This is a genomic window from Microcoleus vaginatus PCC 9802 (assembly GCA_022701275.1).
Classification (GTDB): Bacteria; Cyanobacteriota; Cyanobacteriia; order Cyanobacteriales; family Microcoleaceae; genus Microcoleus; species Microcoleus vaginatus_A.
This window is the reverse complement of record CP031740.1, coordinates 2,722,862-2,736,192: the sequence shown is the minus strand read 5'-3', so window position 1 is coordinate 2,736,192 and position 13,331 is coordinate 2,722,862. Positions and strand designations below refer to the sequence as shown.

Annotated in this window: 4 protein-coding genes and 1 pseudogene; 1 reads left to right on the top strand and 4 read right to left on the bottom strand. The window is 49.6% G+C overall.

Features of this window, described 5'->3' with window-relative positions; translation table 11 throughout:
- Positions 1-45: 45 nt before the first annotated feature.
- The 3 genes and pseudogenes from D0A34_11020 to D0A34_11010 all read right to left on the bottom strand — a co-directional run bounded on the left by D0A34_11020 (position 46) and on the right by D0A34_11010 (position 9,982).
- Positions 46-1,108 (bottom strand): annotated as a pseudogene (locus D0A34_11020) (IS630 family transposase).
- Between the two features lie 234 nt (positions 1,109-1,342).
- Positions 1,343-8,344, bottom strand: coding sequence for a DUF4347 domain-containing protein (locus D0A34_11015; GenBank protein ID UNU19329.1), 7,002 nt, complete (start codon positions 8,342-8,344; stop codon positions 1,343-1,345).
- 1,317 nt (positions 8,345-9,661) lie between these two features.
- Positions 9,662-9,982, bottom strand: a complete 321-nt coding sequence (locus tag D0A34_11010; protein ID UNU19328.1) for a hypothetical protein — start codon at positions 9,980-9,982, stop codon at positions 9,662-9,664.
- 273 nt (positions 9,983-10,255) lie between these two features.
- On the opposite strand from D0A34_11010, the gene D0A34_11005 reads away from it, so the two are divergent.
- Entirely contained in the window at positions 10,256-10,435 is a 180-nt protein-coding gene (locus D0A34_11005; protein ID UNU19327.1) for a hypothetical protein, read from the top strand.
- On the opposite strand, the gene D0A34_11000 is transcribed toward D0A34_11005, so the two are convergent.
- Complete coding sequence (locus D0A34_11000; GenBank protein ID UNU19326.1) at positions 10,432-12,909, bottom strand: phosphoenolpyruvate synthase; 2,478 nt, start codon at positions 12,907-12,909, stop codon at positions 10,432-10,434. The two genes, D0A34_11005 and D0A34_11000, sit on opposite strands and share 4 nt — an antisense overlap.
- Between the last annotated feature and the right edge of the window lie 422 nt (positions 12,910-13,331).

The window sequence follows — 13,331 nt, the reverse complement described above, 5'->3', positions numbered from 1 at the left end:
AATGAATGACTCATATCATGTCCGGGTACTTACCCATAATTAAGCCTAAACTGGAACTTGAGGCCACCAGTGAAAGTTTGTTAAACCCCGAATTAAATCTTGCTGTTGGAGTAATTGTTTGCAGCGCTCAAATAAAACCTCTTCTAATTCATCAAGATTTTCAAATGTTCGATTAGCAAGAGGCTCATTTGTAAGTGGCCAAAGTCTTTCTGCTGGTTGAAGTTCTGGAGAGTGAGATGGCATCTCAACAATGTGAATACCTTTTGGGACTTCAAGCTTCCCGGCAGTATGCCAAAGAGCTCGCTCCAAAGCTAGTACAACTTGCTTATTTTCCCCGAGCTTAAAATGTTGAGCTTGCATCAGCCAAAACTTGATTAAAAATTTCGGTATTTACAAAGGGTAGAATCCACCAATATGTTTCTCCAGACTGCGGATGAACAAAACCATATAACCATAACCATTTAAATCGCCAATTAACCTTTGCTACGGGTACTGTCCATTCATCTACCCACATCCTTCTAATTATTGGTTTAAGCCCGACTCTATGCTCATCCATTGTCCAAACTTCTACATCGGCGTCGGCGTAATTTTCTTGAACTTGAGTCACCGTTTTTGCTAGTTTTTTTTTCCATTGTTCCTGTTCCGTAAAGTCTGCTTCCTGATGAGAGGGTCGAGCTACTCTCAAACGTAGTCTCATTGCCTTCAAATACTCCCAGCCTCGTTGTCTACTAACTGAATGTCCTAATAATTCACTCATCCAATTTGCAACTTTCTGTCCGTTCCAAAGCCCACCTTCAGTAGGAGGTGATTGTAGCGCTTGCCATAGTTGTGCTTGTTGTACATCATTCAAAAGTGTATCGGCACCTGGATGTTCATGCCTTTTATCTCCAAGTGATTTGGGACCAATGCGGTTATACCCCCAAACTAGTTCATAAATCCAACTGAGACTGTAACCAGTTATTTGTGAAACCTCTCGGCTACTTCTGCCAGATGCTAATAACCAGATAATTTGGTAATGACTTCTTTCAACCGGGTATGAAGCTTGACGGTAACGCTGTTCTAGTTCTCGTAACGATAGATGTGGTTCAATGCTAATACCTTTTGGCATTCGTCAGATAGATGCTTTTTACAAAGGGTATACTTAGCTATTTTACTATGGTTGTACTACCGGACATGATATCACTCACTAACAACCAATTTCATGTTCGTTAGCAAGTCGAATCACCCAATAATTCACCAGGTTAATATTTCTTATTGTGAAATATTAAGCAACTCGGTTTGTTAAATAAACCGAGTTGCTAGAATTTTAGGAGAAATGCAGCGGATTAACTGCGATTTGGTATTAAGGAGAAAGAGTCAGAAAATCCCGAGAAGTCAGAGAATTATCAGCGCCAAAAACCTGAGCCAAAATCTGCCCAGTCTCCGCAACTTGTAGCAGTGTGGCATTCGCCGTAAAGTTAATTTGCAAAGCCTCAAAACTCAAGCCACCAGCCAGGAAAAACTTATCAGTTCCTACAGAAAAATTGAGCACAGTATCCATACCGCTATTAGCGCTTAACACAAACTGATCATTCCCATTACCTCCAATCAAAGTATCATCTCCGCCATCACCAAACAGCCAGTCATCCCCAACACCCCCATTGAGAATATCGCTATCTTTCCCTCCGTAAATAGTGTCATTACCATCATCACCGTTGATAGTATCTTGACCTTCATTGCCATATAACAGGTCATCGCCACTACCACCGTTAATACAGTCTTGCTGACCGTCTTCACCCACAGCGCCTCGCAGATTTTCCCCGCGATCGCCACTAATGGTATCGTTACCCTGATCACCGCACAAAATATCGCTGCCATCATCGCCGTAGATCAAGTCATCGCCAGCATCTCCCTGTACTACATCGTCATCCTTGCCTCCACGAAGGGTATCGTTAGCCAAACCCCCACTCAAAGAGTCGGAACTCTCACCCGCATTGAGGAAATCATTTCCATCTCCTCCAAATAGCAAGTCGCGGCCATCAACATCGGAGACTAACTGGTTTTGCAAGCCGCCATAAAGCGAGTCGTCTCCCTCATCGCCGACAATGGTATCGGAACCGAGTTCGCCCCAAATCCTGTCATTATCTTTGCCGCCGTAAACTAAGTCGTTACCTTTGCCGCCAAAAATGCTGTCGTTACCGCTGCCGCCACCGATGATATCGCCGGTGTCGTTACCAAAAATTAAGTCGGCTTCTTCGGTGGCAATTGTGCTGGCTTGTTGAGTGCCGTAGTCACCGAGTATGGTGTCGGAACCTTGATTGCCGTAGAGAGTATCCGAGTCAGTTTCGCCGAAAATGCGATCGCCCCCTTTGCCTGCAAACACCCAATCCCCTCCGTTGCCGCCCAGCAAGGTGTCGTCTTGTTCTTGGCTGTTAAGTACGTCGTTGCCATCACCTCCCAATAGCAAATCGAAGCCGTCGGGGTCACTGTCTAGGGAGTTGAGTACGCCACCAAACACAGAGTCGTCTCCGTTGTCGCCGGAAAGGGTGTCCGGGCCTTTGTCACCCCAAATTAGGTCGTTGTCGATGCCACCGTAGGCGATGTCGCCAGCTTTGCCCGAGTAAACCGTGTCCGAACCTTGAGTGCCTGCAATGGCGTCGCTTGAAGACCCGCCGAAAATCAGGTCACTGTCGTTGTCGGTCAAGTCGATGTTGTTGCCGTTGTCGCCGACTATGGTGTCGGCACCGCGATCACCGTACAATGTGTCTCCATTGCGATCGCCAAAAACGCGATCATCTTGTTTGCCGCCAAATACGGCATCGGTTTGTTTGCCGCCGTAAACGATGTCGTTGGCCTTACCTGCTGCGATGAAGTCTTGCTGTTGGTCGGCGTAAACGATATCGCTGCCTGCTTCACCTAAAATTGTGTCGTCGTCCTCAAATGAGACAAACAGTTGGTTAGCTTCGTTCCCTGTTAAATAATCGTTTGCCGCAGTGCCTAGTATCGTGTTTTGGATGTCGATGAGTTGTGCGGCGTTGGAGTCGAAGTTAAGTATTTGCGAAGGCTGGGGTGGGATAAATGTGAAGTTCGGTGGCAGGGGCAAGGGGTCACAACCGCAACCGGTATCGGGTTCGGGTACTGGGCCGAATATAGGCCCTGGTGTTGGGGCTGGTGTTGGTTCCGGGGCTGGTGTTGGTGGTGCTGGTTCCGGGACGGGCGCGGGTGTTGGTGTTGGAGTTGCAGTTGGTGTTGGTGTTGGTTCCGGGGCTGGTGTTGGTGGTGTTGGTTCCGGGACGGGCGCGGGTGTTGGTGGTGTTGGCGTTGGTTCCGGGGCTGGTATCGGCGCGGGCGTTGGTATCGGCGCGGGCGTTGGTATCGCCACGGGCGTTGGTATCGGCGCGGGCGTTGGTATCGGCGCGGGCGTTGGTATCGCCACGGGCGTTGGTATCGGCGCGGGTGTCGGCGTCGTTATCGGTGCGGGCGTTGGCGTCGCCGTAGGTATCGGCGCGGGCGTCGGCGTTGGTATCGGCGCGGGTGTCGGTATCGGCGCGGGTGTCGGCGTCGTTATCGGTGCGGGCGTTGGTGTCGCCGTAGGTATGGGCGCGGGCGTCGGCGTGGATATCGGTTCCTTAAGGGGAATTACAGAGACAGTGGCGACTGCCGCACTGGTGGCGCCGAGGTTGTCTGTAGCGCTGTAGGTGAAGTTTGCCCCTGTGAAATTGGCGGAAGCCTGGAAGAACAACTGGGTAATTTGCTCGGCTGTCAGGCTTTGGCCTGCCGTGACCCGCACTCCCTGGCTGGGGTCGCCCAAGAACAGGGTGCCTTGATTGGCTGGCGGCAAGGTGTTTACGGTAAAGGAAACCACTGTACCGTCGGGGTCGGTTCCTCCGAGTTCGGGGATGTTCACGCTTCTTCCCAGCAACAAAGCGACGCTGGTGTTGTTGGCGACGGGTGGCTCGTCGGCGGCAGGTAATAGTGCTAGCAGGGAGGCTGTAGCGGGGGCTGGACTGATGGCGCCCCGGCTGTCTGTGGCGCTGTAGGTAAAGTTGGTGGCTGCGAATTCGCTGGTTGCTTGGAAGAATAGCTGGCTGATTTGACTTGCGCTGAGTCTTTGACCGGCCGTGACCCGGATTCCCTGGCTGGGGTCGCCCAAGAAGAGGACGCCTTGATTAGTGGGTGGCAGGGTGTGGATGGTGAAGAATTCGATCGAGTCGTCGGGGTCTTTGGTCGTCAGCCCTGTGAGGTTGACGGTGCTGTTTGGCGCCAGGGTCTTGCTGAAGTTTGTGGGTACCGGCGGGTCGTTGAACGCCAGCGACACCAGAGAAACTGTGGCTGCAGGACTGCTGCCAGCGAGATTGTCCGTGCTGCTGTAGCTAAAGTTTGCCCCTGTAAAATTGCCGGCCGACTGGAAGAATAACTGCGTCATTTGCTCGACTGTCAGGGTTTGACCAGCCGTGACGGCGACTCCCCCCGTTGCGGGGTCGCCCAATAACAGGACGCCTTGATTTGCCGGTGGCAGGGTGCTGATGGTGAATGTAACCACTGTGCCGTCTGAGTCTCTGCCTCCGAGCCCGCTAATTTGAACAACGCTGTTGGGCGCTAGCGCAGCGTTGCTGCTGTTGGCTGATGGAAGTTTGTTGGGTGTTGCCTGCGCGCTGATGGCGGTGGTGACAGTGGCTCTGGACTCGGAACCGTTGTTATTGCTGGGTTCGGGGTCAAAAGTGGTCGATCGACTCTGGGAAGTGTTGCTAATGGTGCCCGTCGCTGGAACGACTACTGTTACCTCGCGGTTGATGTTGCTGCCGCTAGTCAAACTGGGAATTGTTGGGAAGGTGACAACCCCTGTCACGGGGTCGTAAGTGCCGTTATCGGATGCGCTGACTCCCGTTAAACCGGGAATGATGCTGTCTGTAATCACTACGTTTTCAGCAGCATTCGGCCCATTGTTGGCGGTAGTTATAGTATAAGTTACGGAACTACCAGCAGGAGCAGATGTGAGACCCCTTTTGGACGTAACCACGTCGGCCACAGGATCGATCGAGGTGGTGACTCGGCCCCCCGCCTCACCGGGTACTGCGAATGTCGAGCCGTTGTTGTTCGTTAAGTCCGGGTCTGGAGTGTCCGATCGGCTCAATACAATGTTGGTGATGCTTGTCAGGGTAGGCGGCGGTACAAAAGTCAGGCGGCGGGTGACGCTGCTGCCGCTGGCTAAAGTCGCGATCGCTGGGAAATCGATCGTCCCTGTGGCAGGATTGTAGGTTCCGCCGTCGAATACGGTGACTCCCGTTAAGCCGGGAATCAGGCTGTCGGTGATGACTACGTTGGTCGCGGGACTCGGCCCGTTGTTGGTAGTAGTAATTGTATAAAGGAGCGTGTCGCCCACCTTGATGCTGGCCGGAGCCGTTTTTTGGGTGACAACATCGGCCACAGCATCGATCGAGGTAGTGACGGTGGCGTTGGGGTTTGTACCGTTGTTGTTGGCCGGAGTGGAGTCGGGAGTGATGGAGGTACTTCTTGCCGTGTTGCTGATGGAAGTTAGGGTGGGCGGTACGGTGAAGCCGATCGTCCGGGTGACAGTCTCCGCATTGGCGATTGCCACGGGGGCGAAGGTGACAATGCCTGTCGCTGGATCGTAAACGCCGCCGTTAGATGCCGTGACTCCGGTTAACCCGGGAACTATGCTGTCAGTGATAGTTACAGCTTCTGCTGGGCTCGGCCCTAAGTTAACTGTGGCGATCGTATAGCTGACCGAGCTATCGGCCGTAGCACTCGTAGAGCCGGTTTTGGTGGTTGCCAGATCCGCGTTGGGCGCAATACTTGTCGTAACCGTAGAGTTAGTGGGAGTGCCGTCTTTGTTGGTTGTCGAGCCGTTGTTGTTAGTGGCGATCGGATCGAAAGTCGCCGCCCTACTCCGGGCGGTGTTGCTGATGTCGGTACGGGTGGCTGGGGCAATGAAACTGATGGTGCGGGTCGCAGTAGCCGCATTTGCCAGCGCCGTCAGTGCTGGGAAGGTGACAATGCCCGAAACTGGGTCGTAAGTGCCGCCGTCCGATACGCTGACTCCTGTTAAACCCGGAATAATGCTGTCAGTGATGGTCACATCGGCAGCGGGGTCTGGCCCGATGTTAGTCGTAGTCAATGTGTAGGCGACGCTTGACCCGGCCGAAGTAGTCACAGGGCCACTTTTGGTAGTAACTAAATCCGCGACTGTATCGACAACTGTGGTAAAGACTACACCAGGCGCCTCGATTTGCCCTGGCGCAAGCACACCGCTGTTGTTGCTAAGGTCGGGGTCGAAAGTCGAGCTAGTGCTGAATGCAACGTTGGCAAAACTCCTACCGCTGGTTAAACCGGGCGGCAAATCAATTGTCAGGGTGTAAGTCACAGTCTCGCCGGCATTGAGAACCGGAATTAACGGCCAGGTGACAGCCTTGGTTTGGTTCACGTAAGTGCCGTTGTTGGAGGCATTGAGAACCGGGGGCAATCCGCCCGGACGCAGCAGTTCTAAAGGTATTTCGTCTTGAATCAGAACATTTGTAGCAGGCGCTGGCCCCTTGTTTACTGTAGTAATCCTGTAGGTAATGCTGCCTTCGGACTTGACGAACTGGGGGCCGGTCTTAATAGTGGCAACCTCAGCGGCGATACTCGGAGGATTGATAGTTTCAACTACCACGTTTTGAAGTTCGTGAATGTTGTTGGCGCCTCCGGTGGAACTGCCAAAACCAAATTTGAAAAGTGGCGGTACTGGGCCGTTTTCGGTGGCCAAGTTGGGGATGTCGATCAATGTAGTTTCGTAGATGTCGTCGAAATTTTCATCGAAGGCAACGGTGAGGCGAGAGGGATTCACCGGATCGTTAGATGGATTCAGCGTAATTTGAACGGATCTTTTGGCTAAATTGCGATCACTGGTGAACGTATTGCTGAAGTTAAAACTACTGCCGGGTTCAGGGCCACTAAAGTCAATGCTCGTCGGAATGTTATCGATGCCGAAGGGAACGATCGCATTTGTTAAAAACGGATAACCTTCTGCTTGATTTCCTCTAACCGTTACTGAATCTGGTCTAAAAGAACCAATAGAGGAGCCGGGAATCCGAGGCGGCTCCGGGCCGGAGCGCCCTTCTGTGGATGTTGAAAAATTGCCAAACTCGTCAAGCCCAATGCCTAAATAACCTCCCTCAATACCGGGTATACCCGTTCGTGGGGCGTAAGCCAGAGAACCGCCATAACCCCCAGTCCTGGTTGGGCTAACAGTGCCGTCAATCAAGAAGAAACCCAGCCCGTCCCCTGGCTGAGGGCTAATAAATGGGCCCTCAGCCCTATATTGCTGGCTTGAACCGTAAGAATAAAAATCAAACTGGACTCTGAGACCGTCGGTTGAAGGAAGGGGGTTGTTGTAGATGACAAAGGCTTCCCTATCACCTGCTGCTGGAGTTAATTGCAGAGCGCCATCGCCGGGACTCGAACCGCCCAAAGCCGGAAGTACGCCGGATACTGTGCCTCCGGTAATGCCGGGGATACGTTGATTGGCTGCTGGAACCCCGCTGGTGGGATTGAACAGTGCCCCGTTGTTTCCCCCGTAAATCCAAGGCCCCCTAACTGTGGAGTTTTTGAAAGTTTCGTTAACTAATGTGCCGAGGGCGTAAGGGTAGGCTTCGAGCACTTCTTTTTCAATGGCGATTCTCGCTTTTATTTCCCCGGTCGCAAATTTTAATTGCCAGTCGCCGCCGAGTGCCGCACTCCCCGTCAAGTTGTCGGAAGCTGCAATATCTGCACCGACTATCAAGCTCAGCCGCCGCACGAAGGCCTCGCCGCTTTCCCCCGCTGCGACGCAGCAGCCGAATAACAAGATATCTCCTCTCTCGCTGAGGGCTTTTCCCCACTGCTGTAACAAATGGCTGTAGGTTTCTAAGTTCTCGTTGCAGAGTTCGATCGACCCTAGCTGCATCCCCGCTTCTCGACCGTGAGAAACTATCTGAAGGCTGTCTAAATCGCTGCAATGGGTCAAAATTCTAGTAATTTGCTCGACTCCATCTCGCGTTGAGTCCAGTACAAATACCTCTGTATCGGCTGTTGCTCCTCTTGCCAAGCTGTCGCAGTTCTCTACTCTGGCATCGAGGAACAGTACATTTTTTAGAGTCCGGGCGCCCACAGACTCGGTTGCTCGCAAAAATTCTCTGTGGGGATGCCCAATTCCCCTGTCGCCACGGAGTTTCTGGGACAGGAAACACTCCTCTGTTTTTACTTGTTTTATTGGTTTTTTCTGATGATAAGTTGCTGTTGTTCGGGAGTTTTCGCCCGCAATCGTTGCGGTGGACTCACATATTTGTGGGGTAATAAAAATTGGTTTGTTGCAGATGCTTTGCATGGTCAAATTGGCTCACGGATTGTAGATGATGTACCCATTTCCCGATGATCATTATCACCTATTGAAAAGGTTTAATTGCAGAGTAAGAGGCTCTGCTGCTTAACTTGGAGCAAAAGCAAAAAGCGGATTTTACTCAGCACAAAGCAGTGCTACATTGATATTTGATAGCATTGCCAATATCGCCGGCAGAAGCGCTGAGGATTTGGGGGTTAAATCCCAATAATCTCTCTATCGGGTGATATTTTGCCTTCGGCTTTTTTCTTTTCTGCTAGCGAGTCTATCTGTTACACGCTTATCTCTTACATCGGGCAGTAGATAATAACACGAGTTCTCAAAAATTTACTTGATGAGGTTTTCTGTACATGGTCTAATGCACTTTAATTTGCAGAGAAAATTCACTATTTCTAGACGTATAAACCGGGTTTGAGGGACGAAAAGACTTCTTTGCAGCCCTCGTTCCCGGTAAACAACTCGGTTTCTTTGGTTTTGGTGTGCAAGCCCTGTTCACAATACCAACCAGACATTAATTAGGGAGTTATAGCCGTGACATAATTATGGCGGCCGTGCCCGAAGTGTTATTCAACTGAGATCTTGTACCATTCTCAACAACCCTTATATGGGCGGGTTCTCCTGCCCAGCCCATAAGAAAATTCACTTTTTGTGGAACAGGCCGAAAAGCCTATTCTTGAGAATGGTGCAACATATGAGATTCAATTGAAATTGGCATACCCTGTATCGACGAAGCGTCTTAAAAATTCATGACTTGGAGTCTGGAGATAGCAATCTAGGTTTGAGACTGTTTCGCTACGATCGCAAAAACAGATTAGTGCCGCCCACAAGCAACTTCTCAACTTGTCAACTTAGAGTCTTCGAGCTGGTTTCTGTTTAAGATAAATGCTCGGGACAATGTTTCGTGCAGAATTTTTCATGATGTTTTGGAGAAACTGATTTGGAGATTTGCCCCTCAGCTACTTACGATTTTTGTTGGCTAATTTTCTTAAGTGCAGGAGTTACGCCCAGGAGACTAGAAACCCAATTTATTCCTAGATTTCTCGCCGCCCAACCAAAATTTATCATCTAAACTTTGTTTCTGCTCGTAAATCCTCAACTAGAAAAACACCGAACGCAATTCCCCTGTTATGACAACTGTAACCAAGCAACTGTAACCAAGCAATAATGCTCGATTAGGTTTTAATTGCTGAGTTTGGGCGTGGCTCGTCCAAAACAAGCTCCAACAACAATCCTTACACTTAAGTATATATTAACTCATTGATTATTACATCCCCAAATAGGCATAGATACAAGCATCAATATAAGCTATATCTTTTCACCGCGAGCGTCAAGAGTTCTGGCTTGGTAGTACCGACAATCTTGACAGGGCCCAGAAGGATTGACAGCGCAGCGAATGTAATTAGAGCGGGCGTTATACTCGCAAGTGATATCGCCGATCGGATAACCGAGACCTTGTATGTAAGTGCGATCGGCAGTTGCTAGTTGAGTTCGCAGGGATCTATTGGCTACCGCAAGCCTGGCCGCTGCAATTCTGTCGCGGGCTTGGCTCTCGGCAGAGCGCATCACCCACAAAGACAGCAGCGACGGAGCTAAACCAATGAAAATAATCAGGAGAACTATTAGCACATTTTCAGAGCTTATGTGGAGAATATTTTTTTTAATTTAGGCGATGGCAATAGAAAATTGTCCTCTAAAAGACGGTTTTAAATAAGAAAAGTTCCCGATCAAGTCTCAAACTAGGCCACCCCTGTGTTAAGCGTTAGCTGCCGCGTGAGGAGGGCGATCGCTGTTGGCGACACTTTCTTGGTAAAGCGCAGCGCCAGGGTTCAATAAAGCCAGGAGTGCAGATATGATGTGATATTATGTCAGGTCAATTACCCGCAATCAAATAGGTTTGTAGTGACGCCTGCAAGTTCTGATAAAAATCAGAGGACTTGGATTAATCACTACAAACGCGAAATCAGTTATTTTACAGGACTAGATATGAGAAACCGGGTCGAGTTCAAAAACAACCAAGTCAGAACATGGGGCAGCTATTCTTTGAGAAACCCGGTTGCTCTCAAAAACCAAAACGGTTAAACCTTAGCAACATCCCCTGCTAAATCCATCAACGAACCCGCACCTTCCACCTTAGCAACATCTAACAAAGTCTTCAAAACTGAATCGGGATTCAAACTAATCGAATCAATTCCCAACTCAACCAAGAAACGAGCAAACTCAGGATAATCGCTGGGGGCTTGACCGCAAATGCCAATCTTGCGATTGTACTTCTTGGCGGCTTTAATGGCAATTTCTACCATTCGCTTGACAGCTTCATTCCGTTCGTCAAAAATGTGCGCGACTAAAGCAGAATCCCGGTCTAATCCTAATGTTAGCTGAGTTAAATCGTTAGAGCCGATCGAGAATCCGTCAAAAACTTGGGCGAATTCGTCAGCAAATATCACATTGCTCGGCAATTCGCACATCACATACACTTGCAAGCCGTTCTCGCCCTTAACTAAACCGTGTTTTGCCATCTCGGCTAACACTTTTCGCCCTTCATCCGGGGTGCGACAAAATGGAATCATCGGAATCACATTTGTCAAGCCCATTTCGTCGCGAACTCGCTTTAATGCTTTGCATTCCAAAGCGTAAGCTTCGCGGTAATTTGGGTCGTAGTAGCGAGAGGCGCCGCGCCACCCGATCATCGGGTTTTCTTCCTTGGGTTCAAACTGCCGCCCTCCTAAGAGATTAGCATATTCGTTGCTCTTGAAATCGCTCATCCGCACGATGACTGGATTTGGATAAAATGCGGCGGCAATTGTGGCAATTCCGTGGGCGAGTTTGTCGGTGAAGAAATCGGGTTTGTGTGGGTAAAGTGCTGTCAGTGCTGCAATCTCTTCTTTGACTGATTCATCTACCAATTCGTCAAAGTGAATTAGTGCCAGCGGGTGTGCTTTAATGTGATTGGCAATGATGAATTCTAGCCGCGCTAAGCCTACGCCGTCGCAAGGAATTGCTGATAAACCAAAGGCTTCTTCTGGGTTCCCGACATTCATTAAAATTTGAGTGCGGGTGCGGGGTAAATTCTCGATCGCAGTTTCTTGAATTTCAAAAGGAAGCAAACCGGCATAAACTTTGCCTTCGTCTCCTTCTGAACAAGAAATCGTGATTTCTTGCCCGTTTTTCAAGATTTGGGTGGCGTCGCCGGTGCCGACAATGGCGGGAATTCCCATTTCTCGGGCGATGATGGCGGCGTGACAAGTGCGACCGCCGGAATTAGTGACGATCGCACTTGCTTTTTTCATAATCGGTTCCCAATCCGGGTCTGTTTTGTTGGTGACAAGAACTTCTCCTGATTGAAAGTCAGCGATTCTGTGAACATCTAAAATCACACGGGCTTTGCCTTGTCCGATTGATTCGCCAACGGCGCGTCCTTTTGCTAAAACTGCACTGGTGCCTTGCAATTTGTAGTTTCGCAAAATTTTAGCAGACTTTTGAGATTGTACTGTTTCGGGTCGCGCTTGGACAATAAACAATTCGCCCGTATTGCCGTCTTTGGCCCACTCAATGTCCATCGGGGTATAAGTCCCGCGCACTTTAGAGTAGTGTTCTTCGATGAGGACTGCCCATTTTGCTAGTTGCAGAATTTCATCATCTTGTATGGCAAATTTATTTTTTTCGGCTGCTATGACGGAGACGTTTTTGGTGTATTTAGAACCGCCGATATCGTACACCATTTTGAGTGTTTTGCTGCCGAGGCGTTTGTCTAAAATCGGGAGAAAACCTTGTTTTAATGTTGGTTTAAACACGAAGTATTCGTCGGGGTTGACGGTGCCTTGGACGACGTTTTCGCCTAATCCGTAAGCGGCGGTGACTAATACAGCGTTTTTGAATCCGGTTTCGGTGTCGATGCTGAACATGACGCCGGAGGATGCTAAGTCCGATCGCACCATTTTTTGGACGCCGACTGATAGGGCGACTTCAAAGTGATCGAAACCTCGCTGTTGGCGGTAGGAAATCGCGCGATCGGTGAATATGGAAGCAAAGCATTTGTGACAGCATTCGAGGACGCCAGCGCAAGCTTGGACGTTGAGGTAGGTTTCTTGCTGTCCGGCGAAACTGGCGTCTGGTAAGTCTTCGGCGGTGGCGGAGGAACGTACTGCTACGTCTGTACTGTCGCCGTAGCGATCGCACAATTTTTCGTAAGCATCCGCGATCGCCGCTTGCAGTTCTCGGGGAAATGGTGTGTCGAGAATCAGTGCCCGCGCTTGCTTGCCTTTTTGTCGCAGGTTCTGCAGATCTTCTACGTCTAAGTCGGCAAAAATTTCGCGCAATTTAGCTTCTAAACCCGCTGACTGGATGAAGTGCCGATAAGCGTGTGCTGTAGTTGCAAATCCGTTGGGAACTCTGACTCCTTGGGCGGTTAACTGTTGAATCATTTCGCCCAAAGAAGCATTTTTACCGCCTACTAATGGGATGTCGGCGATGCCGACTTCATCAAACAATAATACTAAGGCTTTTTCTTTGGGAATTAAAACGGATCGTGATGCAATTGCTAAATTGTCGAGCATTACTTTTTTCCTCTCAACTTCATCTCAGTTCTGTCAAAAGCCAGTAAACAAAAGACAGTTTATTTTTAATTGTAATTTTGTTACCGAAATTCTCTGATTTTTTCCTAGGCTGTATCAACCGAGTTTTCGATTGCCTCTATTTCAAGATTATCACTTTTTTCCTAAATAGCAAGGCCTGTGGAGATTTTTTATTTGATTGCAAAAAGTAAAGAAATCGCAGTAATGAGTTTATGTAAGGTATCATAAAAGAACTGGTAAAAATATGAATAGCGAAGATAGTTCCCACCGCTTTTTTGGCGTTGAGTGCTCATTGGTGCGGGGATATCGCTTGGAGGGTGTTGCTAGGGGAATTGAAAGACAACAAAGAGTGCGGTTCGATCGCGCGATCGGCTGACCCCGCCCAAAAACGGATACCAGTTTCC

Coding starts and splice junctions, on each gene's coding strand:
- D0A34_11015 (UNU19329.1), bottom strand. CDS start 8,344: ATGCAAAGCATCTGCAACAAACCAATTTTTATTACCCCACAAATATGT.
- D0A34_11000 (UNU19326.1), bottom strand. CDS start 12,909: ATGCTCGACAATTTAGCAATTGCATCACGATCCGTTTTAATTCCCAAA.